The sequence below is a fragment of the Streptomyces caelestis genome (assembly GCF_014205255.1).
Classification (GTDB): Bacteria; Actinomycetota; Actinomycetes; order Streptomycetales; family Streptomycetaceae; genus Streptomyces; species Streptomyces caelestis.
Window position 1 is genome coordinate 3,073,528 of record NZ_JACHNE010000001.1, and the last position, 20,946, is coordinate 3,094,473.

Here is a 20,946-nt window from a genome sequence, read left to right on the forward strand (position 1 = left end):
TGTCCCGTTCATCGGTACTCCGACAGCCTGCGGCCGATGCCCAGCACCGCGCCCGCGGCACCGAGCACCGCGAGGACGGCCGCGCCTGCCGACAGGCCCGTCAGGGCGTCCCGGCCGTCACCAGCCGCGCGCTTGAACTCGGTCTGCTCGTGCGCGAGTGCCGTGCGCAGGTTGTCGTCGACGCTGTCGAAGCACTCGCCGGTCGTGTTGTCGGAGCCGATGACCATGTCCAGCGCCTGCTGGTAGTTGCCCTTCTCGTCCTGCTCGCGGGCCGCCGTGTGGCGCTTCTTCCACTCCGTCATGTTGCCGACGGCGGCGGTGACGGGGCTTTCGCCCGATGCGTCGTCGGCGAGCTTCCCGGCGGCCGCCAGATGCTTGCCCAGGGCGGCCATGTCCATGCGGAAGACGTAGTCGTAGGCGTCGTAGGTGTCTTCGCCGACCTTCTTCGTCTCGGCACCGCGGGCCACCAGGGTCAGGTTCTCGTTGCCCCGTGCCTTGAGGGAGGCGATACGGGCGTCGTGCAGCACGTTCAGGGAGCGGACGCCGTGGTCGTAGGAGTCGTTCAGGCCGGCGCGGGCGACACTGTGGCCGACGAGCAGCCAGAGGAGGACCACGGTCGCGGTGGCCGTGGCGGCGACCAGGCCGTGGTTCAGGACGCGATTCGTGCGCTGGTAGTTGCGGTGCTGGGCCCAGGCGAGGGCGGCCAGGGCGGCGACGCCGAGGGCGATGGCGGCCCAGGGGTAAGGCGTGGCGTCCGCGTAGTCCGCACGCAGGCGCTGGTTCTCCTTCTTGTACAGGTCCTCCGCCGCCGGGAGCATCTGCTGTTGCATCTTCTCGTTGGCGTAGCGGAGGTAGGCGCCGCCGACCGGGAATCCCTGGCGGTTGTAGGTGCGGGCGCGTTCGACCAGGCCCTTGTACTCCGGGAGGAGTCTGTTGAGCTTGGCGATGGTCGCCGCGGACGGGGAGTCCGGGTCCGAGTTGGCGGCGGCGTTGACGAGTTTGTCCGCGGCCGTGCGGATGTCCTTCTCGTAGCGGTCGCGGGAGGCGGCCGTCTCCTGGCCGCCGGCGAGGAAACCGCTGGAGGCGGCCGTGTTGGCGTCCGCGAGGGAGCGGTAGATGTCGGCCGCGTCCGAACTGAGGGGCTGACTGCTGGTGAGGACATCGTCGGCGGCGGCCGCGCGGTCGGTCATCTGCCAGGCGGTGACGGCGCCGAAGGCGACGACGAGGAGAGCGAGGAGGGCGCCGATGATGCGGAGGCGGCCGGGCTCCGTGGTGGCGGCGGCGCGGAGCTGGTCCAGTCCCTCGGCGAAGGCGGTACGCCGACGCTCGGGTTCCATACGGCCGTGGGGCGCTGGGGCCGGTTGCGTCGGTGGTGCCGGCTGGGCCGGTACGGCCGGTAGGGTGCGCAGGCCCGGGCTCGTTGGTGGTGTGCTGCTCGTCGGCAGGTGTGTCACTGTGACCTCCCCCATGGTCATCCGTCGCCGCAAGTATCCCTTCCGGCACTGACATCCGCACCGGCCTTGCCTCGATCTTGATCCGATCGCAGCGCAAGGCACCACCCCTTGCTCAGGAACACGTCCGGGGAATCGGTTCGGTTCCGTCGGGAATCCGCACAGCTACTCGACGTAGCGGCGGAACCCTTGCGCCAGGGCTTTGAAACCGCACGCTGCGTAGAAGCTGTGGACGTACTCGTCGTCCGCCGCCAGCAGTTGCACCTTGTAGCAGCCGGCCGACTCCCCCAGCCGCACCGCTGCCTCCATCAGTCGACGCCCGACGCCCCGCCGCTGAAAGCGGCCGGCCACCACGACGTTCTCCACGAACAGGACGGCCCGACCACCACGGGTGAGATTCGGCATCACGATGCAGTCCGCCGTCCCGGCCACCGTGCCGTCGGCCTCGGCGACCAGGACGGTCCGCCCCTGCTGCCCGGATATGGCCGCCCAGACGGCGTCCGCAGCCGCTTGAGGCAACGGCGCGTCGTCCGGGTTCAGTTCGCCGTAGAGGGCCAGCAGCGCTGCCAGATCCGCTTCGGCCGCCGCCCGCACTGTGATCTTCATGGGCTGAGCGTAGAGCGAGGGCCTGCCCGGGCAGTGGCCTTTGGCGGAGCGTGGCCGTCAGTCCCCCGTCGGTATCTCCCCGCGGCGCAGCACGATCAGGGTCGTTCCGCCGATCAGCAGCAGACCGATGGCGATGCCGGCGATGAGGGGGGTGACCCCGGAGCTGCCGGTCTCGGCGAGGTTGGTGTCGGTGGCCGTGCCGCCCACCGAGGCCGGGCTCGGTTGGCTGAGGGTCTGCGTGGCCGTGCCCGCCTCGCCGCCCTGGATCCGGCAGTCCAGCATGCCCGTGAAGCGCTTGGTGAAGCCGCCCGGGCCGTGGATCGTGAAGTCGTACGCCTGGTCCTCCTGGAGCGGGACCGTCACCGTTCGGGACTCGCCCGCGGCGATGGTGTGCTCAAGGCCCGCCAGTTCGAAGGTGAACGGCTCGTCGCCCTTGTTGGACGCGATGATGTCGACGCCGCCCTCGGCGCAGTTCTTCGCCGAGGACAGTGCCGGGATCGCGCCCTCCTTCGTCCAGGTCGCCGCCGCCGTGGCCGACACCGTGGACTCGCTGGAACCGGCCAGGATCTGCGTCTGGCTCCTGCTCTCGGAGGCGAAGGCACGGCCGACCGGCACGGTCGTCGAGGCCTGCACGGTCAGCTCTGCCGTACCGGACGCCGCGTCCTCGGGTACTTCGAAGAACACCTGCCCGCCGTTGGTCGTGGAGGTGACGGCCTTGCCCTGCTTGTCGACGATCCGGACCCCGCTCGTGGCGGCGTCCGCGGGCGGGCTCACCGTCACACTGCCGGCGTTCGTGTGCACCGTCACCGGGCCCAGCCGCTCCCCCGGCCGGCCGGAGACCGCCGGCGGGTCGAGGGTGAGCGAGGCCCTCGGCTCGGGCTGACTCCGGGCGCTCTTCTCCAGGTAGTCCGCGAGTTGCTCGGCCTGCGGGTCGAGGGCGTCGACGGCGACGTCGTCCGAGTACCGCCAGATGGCCACCTGCGTGCCGGCCGCCGCGTCCTGCTCGGTCAGCGCACCGCGGACACCCGCCTTGCGCGCCAGCGCCGCGAGGTCGTTCACCTGCGGGTAGGAGTTCTGAAGGATCCAGCGGATCCGGCCGGCGTCCTTGTTGGCGCCCAGGGACGTGCCGCTCCAGGGCGTCTCGTGATACTTGGCGTCCCGCTGCGTCGGGTTGTGCAGGTCGACGCAGTACGTCTGGAGCATGCCGCCGCCCTCGACGGACATCTCGAACAGGCCCGCCGACACCTGCTGGTCCCCGGTGCCGCCGTGTATCACCGCGGTGCCGTACGTCTTGAGCCCGGCTATCGTCGCGGTCGCTCCGCCCTGACTCCGCGTGGTCTCCTCGGCGGTCGCCTGGCCGGCACCGGTCAGCACGCCCGCGGCGACGAGCCCGGACACGAGCGTCGCGGCGCCGAGGCGAGCAGCCCCTCGCCTGCGTACGAACACCGCAGAGAACGAAGCAAACACCAAATTCCCCTTCGAGCAGGACCCGTCGATGTGGGGGGTACGGTCCCACCTGCAGAATCAGAAGCCTCGCAGGCCGCAAGAGCCCCGAGAGCCATGCCCGGCATCCTAGGTACGCGGCGGACGCCGCTCACCGGTGAGACGGTCGGAGCAGTGATCCGACTCGGAATCGTTATCGCCAAGACCCCTTGTGAGCAGGGCTTATCGACAAGTCCACGGCCGATCTTTCGGTGCGCACTCGCCGATAAGCCGCAGTTCGGTCAGGCAGGCGGGTGATTGACGTCACGTCAACGCGACTGGCTCCGGAGGCTGTTGAGCCGGAACGTCCGGGGGCTCCGCTGAACCGCCTGACGGAGTCTCCCAGTTGGGCTCCGGCTGCGTCGGCCCGGACGCCGTCTCCGGCCGGCCGGCGCGGCGGAACGCCGAGGTGCCCCAGGCCAGGTCGTGACCGATCGCTACCGCGTCGATGTCCGCCGAGGTCCAGCTCTGCCCCTCACGCACGTCGGTCCGCACCTTCAGCCTGCCCTGGACGATCACGGGCTCGCCCACCGTCAGCGACGCCGCCGTGTTCGTGGCGAGCTGGCGGTTGGCCCACACCGTGAAGAAGTTGGTGTGCCCGTCCGCCCACATGTTCTTCTCGCGGTCCCAGTAGCGGGCGGTCACGGCCATCCGGAACCTCGCCGACGGGCCGGACGCCATCTCCCGGTACACCGGCTGCGTCGCCACCCTGCCGACCGCGCAGACCATCGTCTCGTTCATCGCGAACCCCTCCCTCGCCCGGACTGCGACACCGGGCCGACATGCGTACGGGCCCGTCCCGTACGGCTGTGTCTGCCAGACTGCCGCCACCGGGCCGAGCCCGCTGAGCGCTGGGGATCACCGCCCGCCTGTGGACAACGCCGCCACCCGGACGGGTGACGCCATACGGGACGGGTGACGCCGAGTGGCGAGCGACGCCGTGTGGTGAGCGACGCCGAACGGTGAGCGACGCCGAGCCGCATCTGCGGCGCTCACGACCGCCACGCCGCCTCCGCCGTCACCACCCCGGCCGCGGCGTCACCACCTGCCCCAGGCTCCCGCCCATGCGTCACCTCCGCGCCCCCACCACCCTCCCGTACTGTTCCCGAACCTCCCGATACCGCAGCAGCTCCGCCGCCACCGGATCGAGCACCCGGGCCCTCCCGCACCCGGCCGCCGCCTCCCGCAACCGGCGTTCCGCCTCCAGGCCGTAACGCCGGGCCGGCCCCCGCGCAGCCATCCGGCAGCTCCACTCGATGAGCGGCCCGCCGACGATGCCGATCACCATCAGCAGCACCGGCACGCCCAGGTTCGGCGACATCACCCCCACGATCTGGCCCAGCAGCCACAGGCCACCCAGGAACTGCAGGATCGTCATGGAGGCCTGGGACAGCACGGCCACCGGCCACCACCCCGGCCGCGGCGGCCGTCCCGTCGGCACTCCCGCGCGCACACTCAGCTCGTCCAGCGCCTCGGGCAGCCCCTGGGAGCCGCGGACGGCCGCCTCGCGCACCGCCAGCGCCCAGGGCGCGGGCAGGCCGGCCGAGGCCCGGTCGGCCACCGTCCGTACCGCCTGTTCGACCCGCTGCCGGGCGGTGGCCTCCTCGTCGGCCTGCGTGCGCGAGGGGAGCCGCCCCGTGGCGGGCTCGCCGCGGTCCTGGTACCAGCGCCACAACCGCAGCCAGGGCGTCCCGCAGGCGCGGTTGGCGTTGCGCAGCCACGCGCGTTCGGCGGCCTCGCCCGCCGCCGTGGCGCCCACGGCGTCCGCGAGCCGGTCCGCGAACTCCTCCCGGGCCTGCTCGCTGAGCCCCGTCCGCCGCTGCGTGGCGTAGACGGGCCACAGCCGGGCCGCCGCGATGTCCACGTCGGCCGAGATACGGCGGGCCGGCGCCGTGCGCTCCGCGACGAACTGGCCGAGCGCCTCGCGCAGTTCACAGACGCCGTCGCCGGTGAGCGCGGACAGTGCGAGCACGGTCGTACCCGGTTCGCCGTACTCCCCGAGGGCGATGCCGTCCTCGTCGAGGAGCCTCCGCAGATCGTCGAGGACCTGCTCGGCGGCCTCCCCGGGCAGCCGGTCGATCTGGTTGAGGACGACGAACATGACCTCCGCGTGGGCCGCCATCGGCCGCAGATAGCGCTCGTGGAGGACGGCGTCGGCGTACTTCTCCGGGTCGACGACCCAGATGACCGCGTCGACGAGCGCCAGGATGCGGTCCACGTGCTCTCGGTGCTGTACGGCCGCGGAGTCGTGGTCGGGCAGGTCGACGAGGACGAGTCCGCGCAGCTGGGACTCCCCGTCCCCGGTCGGCAGCGGACGCCGGCGCAGCCGGGGTGGGATGCCGAGCCGTTCGATGAGACTCGCGGCTCCGTCGCTCCAACTGCACGCGATGGGCGCCGCGGTGGTGGGACGGCGTACTCCCGTCTCCGAGATGGCCACCCCGGCGAGCGCGTTGAACAGTTGCGACTTGCCGCTGCCCGTGGCGCCCGCGATGGCGACGACGGTGTGCTGCCCGGAGAGCCTGCGCCGCGCGGACGCCTCGTCGAGCACCCGACCCGCCTCCGCCAGCGTCCGGCTGTCGAGCCGGGTGCGGGAGAGCCCCACCAGTTCGCGCAACGCCTCCAGCCGGGAGTGCAGCGGCCCGTCGTACTCCAGCGGGGACACCGTCGGCGGGGCGGCAGTACGGGTGTCGACCACGGCGTACTGGTTTCCTGCGGTGGTCTCGTCGACCCGCCGCGCGATGAGCCCGTCGTCCCAGGCGGCCGAGGAGTCCGTACGGACGCCCATGCGAGAGTCCGGACGGGCGCCCATGCGGGAGTCCGTCCGGGAGGAGGAGTCGCCGCCCGGCACGCGCGCGTGGGCGGCGCCCGTGCTCTCGCCCTGGGAGGCGTTCTCGGGGGTGCTCTCAGGGGCCTTCGCCGATGGGTTCTCGGCGGCTCTCGCCTTGTCCGCGTCGCCCGGCTGGTCGGAGCGCTCGGTGTGGTCCTGGTCAGTGACGGCGGTCACCGGTCACCTCTCCTTCTGCAGTACGGACAGGGCGGCGATGAGTTCGGCCTGGGGCTCCGGGTGGACGTCGAGGGCGTCGAGCGGGGCGAGCCGGCGCTCGCGTTCGGCGAGCAGGACCCGGTCGACGTGCTCGGTGAGCAGCCGTCCGGCCCGGTCGCGCAGCCGCAGCGCTCCGTGGGCGCCGATCCGCTCGGCGAGTCCCTCCCCGGCCATCCGTCCCCGGCGGCCGCCCAGCAGGGAGGTGGCGACCAGGGCGGCGACCACCTCGGGGTCGGGCGCGAGGTTCCGGTCGAGCTCGCGCACCTCGTCCTCGGCATACTCCTCGAGCTCCCGCCGCCACCGCCGTACGGCGAGACCGATCCGGTGTTCGGCGCTCTCCGCGGCGGGTTCGCGGTCGGCGAGCCCGGGTGCGGCCGCCGCGGGTTCGCGCCGCCAGGCGTCGTCGATGCGCTCGTCGGCGGCGGTGACGGCGCACAGCAGCAGCGCGCTCAGGCTCTCCTCGAGCGCGTCGAGGAGTTCGCCGGCGGTGCAGTCCAGGGGGAAGGCGCGCCACCGCTTGAGGGCGTCCCCGGCGAGCACCGCCCCGGCCTGCAAGCGCCCCCGCACGCGCGTGTGCTCGCTGTCGTACGCCCCGTCGACGGCGGCGGTGAGCCGCAGTGCGGCCGCGTACTGCGCGGCGGCGGCGCCGGCCAGCTCGGGCATCCGGGACTTCAGGGAGTCGAGTACGCCGTGTGCGGTGCGGGCCACGACCTGGTGCCGGGCCGCCGGGTCCTGGACCTGGTGGACCAGCCAGGTGCGCAGCTGGGCCACGGCGCTGGCCGGCAGGAGCCCGCCGCCCCAGGCCGACTCGGGCAGTTCGGGCACGGTGAACCGCGGCACCTGCCCGAGTCCGGCCTTGGTGAGCAGGGCCCCGTACTGCCGCGACACCTCTGCGACCACCTGGTGGGGCACCCGGTCCAGGACGGTGACGAGGGTGACGTCGTACTCCTTGGCGGTGCGCAGCATGTGCCAGAGCACGGCGTCGGCGTAGCGGGCGGCCGTGGTGACCATGATCCAGATGTCGGCCGCGCAGATGAGCTCGGCGGCCAGGACGCGGTTGTCGGAGACCAGGGAGTCGATGTCGGGGGCGTCGAGGAGGGCGAGGCCGGGCGGCAGCGTCTCGGTGGTCTCGACGCGCAGCACGCGCGCGGGGTTCTCGCCCGGGAGCAGCAGATCGTCCGTGGGGTCCTGCTGGGGCACCCATACCCGGGTGAGATCGGGCAGCACCCGCATCCCACTGAACCAGTGATGGTCCTCCGGATGGCAGACCAGCACGGGGGTCCGTGTCGTCGGCCGCAGCACCCCGGCCTCGCTGACCCGCCGCCCCACGAGGGAGTTCACCAGCGTGGACTTCCCGGCCCCCGTGGAGCCCCCCACGACGGCCAGAAGTGGCGCTTCGGGGTCTCTCAGCCGGGGCACCAAGTAGTCGTCGAGCTGAGCGAGCAGTTCGTCGCGGCTGGCACGCGCGCGTGGGGCCCCCGCCAGGGGCAGCGGGAAGCGTGCGGCGGCGACACGGTCGCGCAGGGCGGAGAGTGCGTTGAGCAGCTGAGGCCGTACGTCCAAGGTCACCACATGTGAAGAATGCCCAATTTTAGGGGAATTCTGAAGCATATGAGCATGTCTGCGCGCCGACAGAACACATGGGACGGAAGGGACGACTGGGACACGGGCACACTCCAGGCATAACGAGTACACAACACCCGATGCCTCTGACGCCAAAAGCGGTGCACGATTCGTACCTGCCTGCGATTATCAGGACCGCTTCACCGAACCTCCACATCGAGCCACGGAGGCGAAGCAACAGGGACAAGGACGCGGGAGCCCTATCCTTGTCCCCGGCAACGTCACGGATCAGCCCACACCCGGGCACCACGACAGAGGCCACCACACCGGCCCCCGTAGCTCAGTGGATAGAGCAGGCGCCTTCTAAGCGCTTGGCCGCAGGTTCGAGTCCTGCCGGGGGCGCACACAGCCTCTCACCTGCAGAAACGCGTGAGGGGCTTTTTTCCTGTCCAGATGCACATCGCTCCACGAGCAGGCGCCTTCGCCTATCCGCAATCGCGGGTAACGGTGTAGCACCGGGTAGCACACCTTCGGTATCGTGGACAGCATGACAGCGCAGCCGGAGATCACTCAGCGCGATCTGCGCACCCGCTCCAAAGAGATCATGGACGCCGTCCAGGGAGGACAGGCGTTCACCGTCACCCGCGACGGGCATCGTGTCGGCGAGCTGATCCCGCTTCGCCGCCGTCGCCGCTTCGTTCCCCGCGCCGAGTTCGCGGCCATGTCACGTACCGCCCCCGACATCTCGCTGGACGCCTTCCGCGACGACCAGGACACCGTCGTCGAGCAGGAGTTGGACGACCCGTATGACCGTTGAGCACGAGCAAGGCCTGCTCGACACCAACATCATGATCCTGCGCAAGTGGATCGACGCCGACGAGCTACCTGCCGAGATGGCCATCAGCTCCATCACCCTCGCGGAACTCTCCGCAGGCCCCCACCAGGTGCGCGGCGGCGAGCAGAGCGACTACGACGAACACGCCGAGCGGGCCCGCCGCATGGACGTCCTGCAGCGCGCCGAAAACGAATTCGACCCCATCCCCTTCGACGTGGAGGCGGCCCGCGTCTACGGCAGAATCTGCGCCGCCGTCGTCTCCACAGGCCGCAAGCCCCGTCGCCGTGTGGCCGACCTGATGATCGCCGCCGTCGCAGCCGCCGAGGGACTCCCCCTGTTCACGACCAACCCCGACGACTTCAAGGGCCTCGACGACTTGATCACCATCGTGCCCGTCACCCGGCCCAAGATCCTGCACGACCGGTAGTACCCCGTCCGCCCCGCCCTGTGCCGGAGGCCCAGATGGTTCCACTACCGGTCGCGGACACCACCGCCCGTCACCGGCTCACGTCACGCGAGACCTCGATCTGCACGGAGACGGCGCCCGGAGCCTCGGTGCCGACACGCGCCCATACGGTTGCCCGATGACACCGATCAAGAAGTTCCAAGTCACCTTCGACTGCGCAGAACCCGAGCGGCTCGCTCGTTTCTGGTGCGAGGTGCTGGGGTACGTCATACCGCCGCCACCGGTGGGGTTTGCCACTTGGGACGATTTCAAGCGCTCGCAGCCGCCTGAGCAGCGGGATTCCTGGTTCGCCTGCGTCGATCCCTCAGGTGTGGGCCCGCGGCTGTACTTCCAGCGTGTCCCCGAGGGGAAGGCCGCCAAGAACCGGGTGCATCTTGATGTGCGGGTCGGCATCGGACTCGTGGGGGAAGAGCGCCTCGCCGCACTTGAGGCGGAATGCGCACGACTGGTCCCGCTCGGTGCGGTGCACGTGCGCACGCTGTATGACGGCAATGATTCGTGCATCCCGATGCTGGACATCGAGGGCAACGAGTTCTGCATCGACTGAGAGGCCGCGAATGTGCCTCGCCCTGTCCCCATGAGCCAGGGCGAAGGCACGAGGGGCGGTCATCAGCCAAAGGCCTCCCGGAAATGACAGCAAGCGCTTTGACGGCATTCGTTCGCGAGCGACCAGCGAAGACGCAGGTGAGCACATCGCTCAACCCTTGACACCTTCTGAGCGCTTGGCCGCAGGTTCGGGTCCTGCCGGGGGCGCCACTTCCCACCAGCAAAAACGCCCCAGAGGGGATCTCCCCTCTGGGGCGTTTCGTGTCTCTGACGGCACCGGCCCCGTCACTCGCCGGACAGCAGGCCTCCTAGCTTGTTCAGAGCAGCCCGCTTCTCCTTCATGTCGGCGTGCGCGTAGATGTTCATGGTCACGTCCAGGGCGCTGTGCCCAACGATGTCGCGGACGATGTGCGGCGGGATACCGAGGCCAAGCAGCAGGGTCACGCAGGGTGGTGGAGGTCGTGGAAGCGGACGTTCAAGCCGAGCTCCGCTCACGGATCGGGTAGAAGTACCGGTTCAGGTTCCGGGGTTCCGGGGCTCGATCGGGGTCCCCCGCCGGATGGTGAAGACCAGGCTGGTTTCCTGCCACCCCCCTGCTCCCGGGCGGCTTCGCGCTCTTCCGCCTGGCGCTCACGGTGCCGGCGGAGTGCGTCGACACACACGGCCGGGAGCGGCACGGGTCGCTCCGAGCGGCGCGTCTTGGGCGCGGTGAGCGTCAGCTCTCCGTTGACCCGCTGCAGGGCCGTACGAATCTTCAACGATCCTTCGTCCAGGTCAACGTCCGACCAGGGAACCCCAGCAGTCGCCACGCCGGAGCCCCAGGTACGTTGCCGACTGCATGGGCCCCCGGTTCGGCTTCACCGCGGCTCCCGGCACCACCGATGACACCCGCATCCGGCACCTGACCATTGCCCTGCCCACGCAGTACGCGGCACGCCTCTCGATGCGAAGAAGCCAGCGCGAGCGAGCAGCAGCTCCGGGACGTCGTTGCCCAATGCCTGGGGAAGATGTACTTCCGCGACGGTCGGCGTCCGTGACTCCACCTCCAGGCCGTGGGCGCGGCGGTGCTGGCGTGGCGAACGTCTGGGCCCTCGGACACGAGTGTCGCGCACCGGCTCATGCCCCCGGCACATCCGCGTGTACGTGATGTTGACCCCATCAACTATCTTCGCTCCAGCCGTATTGCCCGGGTCCAAGATTCCGGTCAAGTCCCAATGCAGAAGCGGGGCGGCACCCGGTGGGGGTGCCGCCCCGCTTCGTGTGGTCGTGGTCAGGTCCGGTAGCCGCCCTCAAGGCCCTGTCAGTGTTGCGCTGGGGCGGGATTGAACAGCGGCTCCTTCGTGATGACTTCCAGCACCCGGGGCTTCTTGCTGGTGACCGTGGCTGTGCGGGCAGGTCGGGGCGGCCCCGGCAGGGAGTCGGTGAAGGACCGTGCTCGCCGTGCTGCCCGTGGCTGTGCTGTTGTCAGCCGCGCTAGTCCTTGACGATCAGCGTCTGGTCCTCTTCGGTGAAGAACACCCTGCTGGTCCTTGTCACGGTCTGGTCGCCGGACCCGAGCGGCGAGTTGATCGTGATGGTGCACGTCAGGGTCTGGGTGTTCCCCGAAGCGGTGGCTGCCCCGCCCGTAGCGTCACCGCCAGCCTCAGCGTCACCGCCAGTGGCGGCGATGGATTGGTCGCACAGTGGACCCGCCGGTACGGCCGCGATGGGGGCGGGGGCGCTTTCCTCGTAGGACCCGGAGTACGTCACCTTGTCAGACTTGGCGAAGACGACGCGATCTTCGTCGTGGGAGGAGTGGCCCTTTCCGGAGTGGCCCTTTCCGGAGTGGCCCTTCCCGGAGTGGTCCTTCCCGGAGTGGTCCTTCCCGGAGTGGTCCTTTTCGGAGTGGGCCTCGTACGTGTGGGCGGGCTGGTCATCGTCGGCGTAGGCGCTGCCCGCGCCCGAGACCGTCAGCGCGCTGATCGCGGCGCCGAGTAGGGCGGCCTTTGTGCCAAAGCGCATGTGAGCTCCATGTAGTCGCTGCCCAGGGTGTATCCATGGACACTCTGGCAACGCGGCAGCACCCATTTTGTTCTGATTTCCTCACCCGTTTGGTCCGCACCCTTCCGGGTTGACTACAAAAAGGACAATCCCCCGATATCTCCTGGCCCAGGACGTCAGCAGGCGCTGACGGGACTCCAGGCCCGCAGCCTGCTCATCGGGCTGGCCACCGTCAAAGAGGAGGCGGAGCTCGGCTCCCAGACGGCGTCGCCTGACGATGGGGTTGATGTTCGCCGCCGCGAGCGGTGTACCTCCGGCTCCAGTCACTGTGCTGGACCGTAGGTTGCCATGGGCAAGGTTTGCCTGGTCATGTGCCACTCCGGGTGACGCTCGGAGGGATGGTGGTTGGTGTGCGGGGTGGCGGCTGGCCTGGTGTGTTGCACACCAGCACCCCTGTCCAGCCGTCGCACCAGTCGACGACAGCCTCCGGAGCGGGCTCGGATCGAACTCCTGAAGCGGTGGTCACCAAGCTCAGTCCATGGCGAGCGTGCCAAGTGCGCGCTGGATGAGAAAAGGGAGCCCCGGACCGTCTCCGAGGCTCCCTGCCGCACTACACGCAGCTGCCGTTCAGTTCCCCTCAGGGGCACCCAGGTGCGACCGGTCCGGGTCCGCGGCTCATCGCTACGCGCAGCACATCCCGCAATGCGCTGGTCAATTGGGCGGCGAGAAGGCGCAACTCCTCCAGGCCTTCGGTCTCGTCGTCGAGTGCCTGACGTGCGTGCTCCAGCAGTTGGGACGCCATCCCGAGCTGGAACGCCTCGATGTGGTCCGCCATGCGGGACACGTAGCCGCCTTGGTCACCGGTGCTGAGGTAGCACGGTTCGCCGTCCGGCCCTGCCTATGGGAGAAGCCTCAGTTCGTCCCGTGCCGTCGTTGCTGCGCTCGCCTCTCGCTGGCTTCGAGGTTGGGCGCCGGCGTGCCGCTGGTTGTCGAGTTCCTCGCTGCGTCGCCTCCGGGCCGAGACTGGTCAGATGCCGAGTGGCACAGGCAGCCGCAGGCCTCGTAGATCAAGGGGAGGCCGACCGGCGCCGAATCCGGAGTGGACTCCGCGCAGGCCTGGTCCGTGCCGATCTGGCAAGCAGCCGAGCGGTACGAGGTGGCCGAGGTGTCTGGGCCGAGATACTGCCGCCGCGAGAACGTCACTGAACCCCCAGGAGAGTCGACCAGGCGTCGGTCGACAGGTAGGGAGCAATGACGACCTCGGGTGCCGTCGGGTGCGCTCGTCTTGCACCAGCATGTACGGACGGACGAGTGCAGTGTCCTCGCCCCTGAGCAAGTGCCGATGACTCGGCTTGTCGACGGCCTGCCCCAGGACGAGCGTCGGCTCGTCAACCGACGCCGAGGAAGCTGGGGCGATCGGCGGCCGGGAGGGCCATAGGGGCGGCGGCGCCTGCCCCTGAGGAAGTACCGCGCTCTGGTGAGAGCCGCGGCACGGCGGATACGGTTGAGCACGCTGGTCAGCTCCTATCGCTGATGGCTCGGTCCCCCGACATCGCCCGTCGCGGGGACCGCTTTGCGCACGACCGCCCAGAGGGTGCGGCTGTTCATGCTGGTGGCGAGGAGCCCGAAACGATCTGCTACTTACAGGCGGTGGGGGGACGAGTGCGGAGTCACGAGCCCGGATCGCACAACGAGCTGAGCGGCACAGTGCACGGCGCGACCATTCAGGCCGGAGCGGTCCACGGCGGGATCCACTTCGCGGCCGAGGCGAACTCCGTCAGACAGACACCCTGGCAGCTGCCACCCACCGTCCACGTGATCGACCGATTACGGGAACTGGAGGCACTGGAGCAGCACCGGACGCGCGCGCTGCGGGAGGAACGCCCTGCTCTGGCCGCGGTGAGCGGCCTGGGCGGGGTCGGGAAGACCACCCTCGCGTTGAGATGGCTGCATGCTCTGCGCCCCCATTTCCGGGGCGGCCAGCTGTACGCGGATCTCGGTGCCCAATCCACGGACGGAGGAGCCCTCCCGGAGGAGGTGCTCGGACGCTTCCTGCGGGCTCTGGGGATGTCCGCGCAGCAGGTACCCGCGACGCTCGCCGAACGGACGGCGCTGTACAGGTCCTTGACGGCCGACCGGCGCCTTGTCGTACTGCTGGACGACGCCGCGACCGCGGCCCAGGTGCGGCCGCTGCTCCCCGCGGGCCGCAGCGTGACCGCGGTGACCAGCCGCAACCGGATGCCGGGGTTGACCGTCGACGGCTGCTATCCCGTCCATCTGGAGCCACTCGACGCGGAGGCGGCGATGGAACTGCTCGCGGACACGCTGTCCGACGACCGGGTCTCGTCACAGCCTGATGCCGCCCGCCTCCTCGTCGAGTTGTGCGCCGGGCTGCCCTTGGCCGTGCGAGTCGCCGGCGCCCGGCTCGCGGCACGACCGGAACGGCGTATCACCACGATGGTCCACGCACTCGCCGAGGAGCGTGGCCGGCTGGAGGCGTTGGCCATCGAAGGCGACCACGATGTGCGCGCCACGCTGGACCTGTCGTACCGGACGCTGCCCCCTCGGGCCGCCCGGCTGTACCGGCTACTGGGGCTGCATCCCGGGCCGGAGTTCGGCAGCGCGGTGGCGGCTGCTGTGCTGGCCCAGGAAGGGGATGCGCACGAAAGGGATGCGACCGAACCGCTGGAGAGGCTGCATGACGCCAGTCTGCTCCTCGACTCCGGAGAAACGCGTCACCGCTTTCACGACCTCGTGCGCCTGCACGCCACCAGGAAGGCGACGGAGGACGAGCCACCGCAGGAGCGCGCGCAGGCCATGCGCCGTATCGCCGACCACTACCTGGCGAGTGCCACCCGCGCCGAGGAGATCATCGACCCTCAGCACCGCACCATGGCCCGGGACTACGGCGCCGGACCGGTGGTCGTCGCTGATGTCGGGGACGACGCCGAGGCGGCCCTGGACTGGCTCGAACGGGAGCTGCCCAGTCTGATGGCCGTGATCCGCCAAGCTCGCGCCGCGGGCTTCCCGACCGTCGGCTGGCAGCTCGCCGACGCCCTGTGGCCCCTCTTCCTGCGGCGCAAGTTCTACGACGACTGGAACGCCGCGCACAGGGAGGGACTTGCGGCGGCCAAGGAGTTGGGGGACGCGGTGGCGGAATGCCGGATGCTCACCTCCGGCGGGGTGGGGGAGCTCGGTTCCGGGCACCATGACCGGGCCCTGGCGATGTTCGAACGCGCAGCGCGGCTCTTCATGGACCGCGACGACCGACTCGGGCACGCCCGCACACTCAACTACCGGGGTCTCGCCCTGCAACGGCTCGGGCGCTCCGACGAAGCCGCCGAACTCTTTCAGCGCGCCGCCGCAGAGCTGCCGATGCACGGAGACCACCGCGCCGGGGCCCTGGCCCGGCTGAATCTCGCCGACGTGGCACTCACCGCGGGCCACACCGAGGAGGCGGTCCACCACGCCCGCGCCGCTCACACGGCCCTTCTGGAGGCAGGCGACTCGTACAACGCCGCACGCGCGACCACGGTCCTGGGCCGTGCGTATCTCGCTGGGGACCGGATCGATCAGGCCGCCGAGCAGTTGTCGTCCGCGCTGGTGACCCTGCGCGGCATGGCAGCGAACTACGAGATGGCCCGCGCCGTCGGAGGCCTGGCGGAAGTCTCCGAACGGCGCGGGCTCACGCGTGCGGCCCGGGAGCAGTACCGGGAGGCGCTCGAGCTCTACTCCTCTGTGGGCCGGTCACACTCCGGTGAGGCGGAGTCCGCGCGGCACCGGCTCCGGCGGTTGGACCACGGCGAGTCCGAGGCCTGAGTCCACCGCGCGTACGGCGCCGCCGATCCCAACGCCGCGGCGGGCAGCCCGGCCACCAGCCAGGCATGCGCCAGCGAGGCGAGGGTCTCCCACGACTCCTGCGGATCCCCCTGCCCGGCGGCCTCCAGTGCGAGCACGGTGTCACCGGCGCCGAGCCGCATCCAGCAGCGGGAGCCTTGGTGCACCGCCACCACCAGGGCGCCCGGATGGGACGCCCCCGTTTCGGCTGCCCTCGGTGCTCCCGTGCCGTGTTCGATCAGCACATCGGCGAGCTGGGACCAGCGCTTGTGCGCGGGAAGCCGAACGCTGAGATGCTCCTCCACCGCCGATATCCGAAAGTCCGGATGCCAGAGCACCGTACGGATCCGATACACCGGGCCGTGGGAGGCCGTGCCGCGGGTCAGCGCCCTCCGGGACATCACGGCGAACAGCGTCGTCATGGCGCGGTCACACTGCCCGGCTCGTCGTAGCGCACCGTGAGCGGAAGCCGTGCCGGTTCCGTGGTCGGCCGTGCGGTGGGTGCCCGCAGGCGCAGCTTGCGATAGAGCAACGCGCGCATCTTGCGTGAGAACTGGCCGGGTTCCGAAGAGATACGGGCCGCGACCCGCTCGTAGCGATGCGACCGCAAGGCCGCCGAACTCCGCTTGAGCTGTGCGCGCAGCGAACGGTTCTCGTGCAGTCTGGGTGCGAAGGACATCAGTTCGGCGAGCGGCGAGCCCGGATCCACCTCGGCGTCGGCCCGGCCTGCCATGAGGACGGGTACGCCGGTCATCGCGCCGTACAGCGAGACCGAACCGTGATCGCCCACGATGTAGTCGGCGGCGACGACCGCTCCCGCCCAGTCCCCGTACGGGCTGACCAGAGTCAGACCCGAGCGCGCCAGCCCGGCGAGCCATGCGCGGACCTGCCAGTCGCCGTGCGCGTTCCAGACATGGGGATGCAGCAGAGCGACGATTCTGAACTCGTCCCGCGGCAGCTCGCCGACCAGCCGCTCCAGAATGTCCCACCCTTGCCCCAGGAGCGAGTCCGGCCCCCAGGTGGAGCACACCAGGACCAGCCGCTGCCCGGCCTTGGCGCCCAGTGCGTTCCGGTACAGAGCCCGGGACGGGAGGCTGGCGGCGATGCGGTCGAAGCACGGATCGCCGACCACTTCCGCCGCCGACACGGCCTCCGGGGACTCACGGCCGAGCCTGGTCAGCTCTTCGTCATGGGCGAGCACGATGACCTCGGGCACCACCGCACCGTCCCGTACCAACCGCTGCCTGCTCAGGCCGTACACACCGCGCTGTGCCGCCGGGCGGCCGTGCCTCCCGGCGGGGGTGATCTTGTTGTGCCCGGCCCCGTGCGGCAGCACGATCACGGGTGTCTGGAGCTCGTGGAGGCTCCCGTGACTGGCGGCCAGAGCGAGGTCGAAGTGGGTCTGTACGGCTTGGTTCCACGGCATCACCAGGCCACCCAGCTGTTCCAGGAACTCGGCCACGCCGTTGCTGAACACGTCGGGTGCCTGGGTGAAGAAGGTCTGCACCCTGATGTCGCCTTCCAGCAGGCGTACGGCGTCGAGCAACCGTTGCCCGGCGATCACCGTGTGCACCACGACCAGGACGCGCCTGCGGGTCCGTCGGGTGGCCCAGCGCTCGACGTCCAGCCGCATGGGCACATGGCGCCAGTGCGGCTCGGGCACTGTCACACTCATCGTTGTATTCCCCCGGATTCTCCTGCATGCCTTCGCGACCGCGGCCCTGCGCGATCGATGACAAGGGCGTGCCCCGGGGTCTGGATGGCCGGCTTGCAGGAATCCTGCACTCCTGTGGAACCGTGCCATGTCACCGGTTCTGTGCGCCGGTTGCGCTCCAGTGCGCCCCTGCCTCCCCCCGGCGATCGCGCAGAACAGTGGATCGGGTGCCGTACAAACATGCGGGCGCTGCCGACACGGCAGGAAGAAGCACACCAGCCGGGGGTGATGGTGGAACTTCTTGCTCTGGGACCACTTGAGCTGTGGCACGGTCCGCAGCAGTACGAACTCGGATCCCGGAAGGAACGCTGTGTGCTGGCCGCGCTGATCCACGCCCGAGGCGAACCGGTCTCCGTGGACACCCTGATGGACCGTGTCTGGAACGGCGAGCCGCCTCCCACCGCCACGGACACCCTGCACAGTTACCTCTCCCGGCTGCGGAGCCGATTACGCAGGGCGGTGGGCGACGATCTGGCCCAGGTGTTGCGGCCCTCACCACGGCTGTACCAACTGCGGGCCGACCCGGAGGACATCGACCTGCTGCGCTTCAGGCGGCTGCGGACGGATGCGGCGAGTGCGGAGGCACGGGGTGACCAGGAACTGGCGATCGGGCTGCTGCGCACCGCCGAAACGCTGTGGCGCGGCGAGCCGTTGACCGAGTTCGCGGACAATGCCTGGGCCTTGTCGGCGCGTGCCCGACTGGTCGAGGAGCATCGCCGGGTCCGCGAGGAACGCATCGCCCTGGAGCTGGAGTTGGGCCGGCACGCCGACCTGATCGGAGAACTTCAGGAACTGGCGGCGCAGAACCCCCTCGCCCAGCAGGTGATCGGCTCACTGATGCTGGCCCTGTACCGCTCCGGACGCCATGACGAGGCTCTGGCGGTCTTCCGGAACACCCGCGAAAGGCTGCACGACGGCCAGGGGATCGAGCCGGGCGCGGAGCTCCAGGAACTTCATCTCCGCATGCTCGAACAGGACCGCACCCTGCTGAACGCCCGGCCCGAACCCGCTACCGCGGTGCTCGAGCCGAAGCCGCGGAACTGCCTGCCCCGGGACACACGGGACTTCACCGGACGGGCCGGCGAACTGCGGATCCTGCTCGCCGCTTCCGAGGCCGAGGGCGGTGCGACGAACGCCCTGCCTGTCACGGTCGTCCACGGTATGCCCGGCATCGGCAAGACAGCACTGGCGGTGCACGCGGCACACCGCCTGTGCGCGGACTATCCGGATGGGCAGTTCTACGTGGACCTGCGGGGATACAGCATCGAGCAGCCACTCGACCCTGCCGAGGCCTTGGCCGTCCTGCTGCACTCTGCCGGATGGTCCGGTGAACTGCCGACCACACCGGCCGAGCGGGCGGCCAGGTGGCGCGAGTGGACGGCGCGGCATCGCACCCTGGTGATACTCGACAACGCCAGGGACGCCGCCCAGGTGGAGCCCCTGCTGCCCGGAAACCCCGGCTGCCGGGTCATCGTGACCACCCGGAGCCGGCTGACCCGTCTCGAAGGTGCCTCGTCCCTGCCGGTCGACGCGCTGTCCAGGGCGGAGGCAGTTGCTCTGTTCACCCGCATCGTCGGCGTGTCCCGTGCCTCGACCGAGCCCGAAGCCCTGGAGCAGGTCGTGGACGCCTGCGGCTGCCACCCCTTGGCGGTGCAGCTCCTGGCGAGCCGTTTCCGCTACCGGGACGCATGGGCCGTCCAGGACTTACTCGACCGGCTGACACAGGCGACCGATCCTCTCCAGGAGTTCGACGGTCTGATCACGGCGGTCTTCCAGCTCTCGTACACAGAACTCAGTGGTCCTGCCCAGCAGTTGTTCCGTCGTCTCGCCCTGCACACCGGCTCCGACATCACCCTCCACGCGGCAGCCGCCCTGGCCGGGCCGGGCTTCGGGAGGGGGACGGAGCTGCTGGAGAGATGCGTGGACGAATTGCTCGACGCCAGCCTCCTGGAGGAGCCGGTACGCGGCCGGTACCGGCTGCACGATCTGACCCGCGCCTTCGGTTCGCGACTCGGCTCCCACACTGATCCAGAACCGGTCCGACGCGCGGCGGTCGGCCGTCTCATCGCCTACCACCTCACCACCGCCCACCGGACCAACCGTCTGGCCCATCCCCACCGTCGAGCACTTCGGCTGACCCCGGACGCGGAATCCGGCTACGCGCTGGAGTTCTCCGGCGTGGACGAGGCGTCCGTGTGGCTCACGGTGGAGCGCGCCAACCTCCTGGGGGTGGCGCGGACAGCGGCAGCCGAGTTCCCGGAGTATGCGGCCCTTTTCCCGAGTGTTCTGGCGAGGTCCCTCAAGCTGTGGGGGACGTGGGACGTCGCAGCCGACCTCTTCGACGCGGCCGTACCTGTATTGCGCGCCCGGGGCGACCGTGCCGCCCTCGCCCGTACTCTGACCGACCGCGCGGATCTGCTGGCGCAGCGAAACCACGGCGAGGCGCTGCGCTGCGCGACCGAGGCCCTGGCGCTGTACCGGGACCTCCACGACCCCAACGGCCGCGCCGACGCGCTCCTCCAGTCGGGGCGCGCCCACCTGGCGGCCGGCCACGGCGGGACGGCCCTGCGCGTCCTCGACCAGTCGCTGGCGCTGTACCGAGAGGTCGGCGACCGCGCCGGAGAAGCCGACTGTCTCAATGTGCAGGGAGCGGCGCTGTACTACGCGGGGCAGTACGACGAAGCCCTCCACCGCGTCCAGCTCATGCAGGGCATCTACGAGGCGCTGCCCGACCCTTATGGCCTCGCGCAGGCACTGAACAACCGCGGCGAGATCCACTACCTCCAGAGGCACTACGACGACGCCCGTGACTGCTACGAACGGTCGCTGGCCCTGATGCGGCAGCACGGCGGCCGGCAGGAGCTCGCGATCCTCGACACCAACCTCGGCGCCGTGCACCAGGCGACCGGACGGACGGACCGCGCACTGGCCTGCTACCGAAGGGCCCTCGCCGCCCACCGGACCAGCGGCGACGCGCTGGGCGAGGCCGACGTGCTGATCAGCATGGGGATGGCCCACGCCCAGTCCGGGCGCAGGGGCGAGGCGCTGCTGCACTTCACCATGGCGGAGCAGGTCGCCACCAGCATCGACAACCCGTACGAGAAGCTGCGCGCACTGATCGGTGCAGCGGACGTCCAACGGGAATCGGGCCGCCTCGACCTCGCACACAAAGGGTACGAGCGCGCTCTCGAGGTGGCTGGGACGGCCGAATACCCCCTGGGTTCCGCCCATGCGCTCGCGGGGCTCGCTCGAACCGCCGCGCTGCGCCCCCGCGGCATCCAGCAGGCCCGCGAGTACGGCGAGCAGGCGGTCGCCCTGTATCGGCGTCTCGGCGCCGTCACGGAGGCCGAGAAACTCCTCCGGTTGCTGGCGGGGCACGAGTCGACCGGCTCCTGAGCCCCTTCCCAGGAGCCGGTGTGCCCC

At 70.3% G+C, this 20,946-nt stretch carries 16 protein-coding genes and 1 tRNA gene; 6 read left to right on the plus strand and 11 right to left on the minus strand.

From position 1 onward, the window contains the following. Positions 1-8 precede the first annotated feature (8 nt). The 6 genes from HDA41_RS13845 to HDA41_RS13870 form a co-directional block, all read right to left on the minus strand. On the minus strand, positions 9-1,469 hold the full coding sequence (locus HDA41_RS13845) for a GlnX family signal transduction membrane protein (RefSeq protein ID WP_221511507.1): 1,461 nt from the start codon (positions 1,467-1,469) through the stop codon (positions 9-11). Positions 1,470-1,616: 147 nt separating this feature from the next. Next, positions 1,617-2,057 (minus strand): GNAT family N-acetyltransferase, encoded by a 441-nt coding sequence (locus HDA41_RS13850; RefSeq protein ID WP_184983883.1) that lies wholly within the window; start codon positions 2,055-2,057, stop codon positions 1,617-1,619. Between the two features lie 57 nt (positions 2,058-2,114). After that, positions 2,115-3,524, minus strand: coding sequence for a Cys-Gln thioester bond-forming surface protein (locus tag HDA41_RS13855; protein ID WP_184983885.1), 1,410 nt, complete (start codon positions 3,522-3,524; stop codon positions 2,115-2,117). A gap of 279 nt (positions 3,525-3,803) precedes the next feature. Further along, the gene (locus HDA41_RS13860) at positions 3,804-4,280 is read right to left on the minus strand and encodes a single-stranded DNA-binding protein (RefSeq protein WP_184983887.1); all 477 of its coding nucleotides are present in this window, start codon (positions 4,278-4,280) and stop codon (positions 3,804-3,806) included. Positions 4,281-4,608: 328 nt separating this feature from the next. Beyond that, the gene (locus HDA41_RS13865) at positions 4,609-6,348 is read right to left on the minus strand and encodes a GTP-binding protein (RefSeq protein ID WP_260423545.1); all 1,740 of its coding nucleotides are present in this window, start codon (positions 6,346-6,348) and stop codon (positions 4,609-4,611) included. A 198-nt stretch (positions 6,349-6,546) separates the two neighbouring features. Further along, positions 6,547-8,154, minus strand: coding sequence for a dynamin family protein (locus HDA41_RS13870; protein ID WP_184983891.1), 1,608 nt, complete (start codon positions 8,152-8,154; stop codon positions 6,547-6,549). Between the two features lie 320 nt (positions 8,155-8,474). On the opposite strand from HDA41_RS13870, the gene HDA41_RS13875 reads away from it, so the two are divergent. The 4 genes from HDA41_RS13875 (at position 8,475) to HDA41_RS13890 (ending at position 9,993) form a co-directional block, all read left to right on the plus strand. Further along, positions 8,475-8,547, plus strand: a tRNA-Arg gene (locus tag HDA41_RS13875). 145 nt (positions 8,548-8,692) lie between these two features. Then, positions 8,693-8,962 carry a type II toxin-antitoxin system Phd/YefM family antitoxin gene (locus HDA41_RS13880; RefSeq protein WP_184983893.1) on the plus strand — a complete coding sequence of 90 codons (270 nt, stop codon included), beginning with the start codon at positions 8,693-8,695 and terminating at the stop codon, positions 8,960-8,962. Next, on the plus strand, positions 8,952-9,407 hold the full coding sequence (locus HDA41_RS13885; RefSeq protein WP_184983895.1) for a type II toxin-antitoxin system VapC family toxin: 456 nt from the start codon (positions 8,952-8,954) through the stop codon (positions 9,405-9,407). Before HDA41_RS13880 ends, HDA41_RS13885 begins: the two co-directional genes overlap by 11 nt. 157 nt (positions 9,408-9,564) lie before the next feature. Beyond that, positions 9,565-9,993 carry a VOC family protein gene (locus HDA41_RS13890; RefSeq protein WP_184983897.1) on the plus strand — a complete coding sequence of 143 codons (429 nt, stop codon included), beginning with the start codon at positions 9,565-9,567 and terminating at the stop codon, positions 9,991-9,993. Between the two features lie 284 nt (positions 9,994-10,277). Here HDA41_RS13890 and HDA41_RS41215 read toward each other — a convergent pair whose 3' ends face one another. The 3 genes from HDA41_RS41215 to HDA41_RS13905 form a co-directional block, all read right to left on the minus strand. Next, a complete protein-coding gene (locus HDA41_RS41215; protein WP_230299370.1) occupies positions 10,278-10,436 on the minus strand; it encodes a hypothetical protein in 159 nt (52 codons plus the stop codon). 1,029 nt (positions 10,437-11,465) lie between these two features. After that, positions 11,466-11,993 (minus strand): hypothetical protein, encoded by a 528-nt coding sequence (locus tag HDA41_RS13900; protein WP_184983898.1) that lies wholly within the window; start codon positions 11,991-11,993, stop codon positions 11,466-11,468. Positions 11,994-12,609: 616 nt separating this feature from the next. Further along, complete coding sequence (locus HDA41_RS13905; protein ID WP_376706787.1) at positions 12,610-12,816, minus strand: hypothetical protein; 207 nt, start codon at positions 12,814-12,816, stop codon at positions 12,610-12,612. Between the two features lie 818 nt (positions 12,817-13,634). Here HDA41_RS13905 and HDA41_RS13910 point away from each other — a divergent pair. Continuing rightward, on the plus strand, positions 13,635-15,791 hold the full coding sequence (locus HDA41_RS13910) for an ATP-binding protein (protein ID WP_184983899.1): 2,157 nt from the start codon (positions 13,635-13,637) through the stop codon (positions 15,789-15,791). Here the strand turns inward: HDA41_RS13910 and HDA41_RS13915 are convergent. Continuing rightward, on the minus strand, positions 15,701-16,231 hold the full coding sequence (locus tag HDA41_RS13915; protein WP_184983900.1) for a VOC family protein: 531 nt from the start codon (positions 16,229-16,231) through the stop codon (positions 15,701-15,703). The two genes, HDA41_RS13910 and HDA41_RS13915, sit on opposite strands and share 91 nt — an antisense overlap. Continuing rightward, a complete protein-coding gene (locus HDA41_RS13920; protein WP_184983901.1) occupies positions 16,228-17,484 on the minus strand; it encodes a hypothetical protein in 1,257 nt (418 codons plus the stop codon). Before HDA41_RS13920 ends, HDA41_RS13915 begins: the two co-directional genes overlap by 4 nt. A 267-nt stretch (positions 17,485-17,751) precedes the next feature. On the opposite strand from HDA41_RS13920, the gene HDA41_RS13925 reads away from it, so the two are divergent. Next, a complete protein-coding gene (locus HDA41_RS13925) occupies positions 17,752-20,919 on the plus strand; it encodes an AfsR/SARP family transcriptional regulator (protein WP_184983902.1) in 3,168 nt (1,055 codons plus the stop codon). The last annotated feature ends 27 nt before the right edge of the window (positions 20,920-20,946 follow it).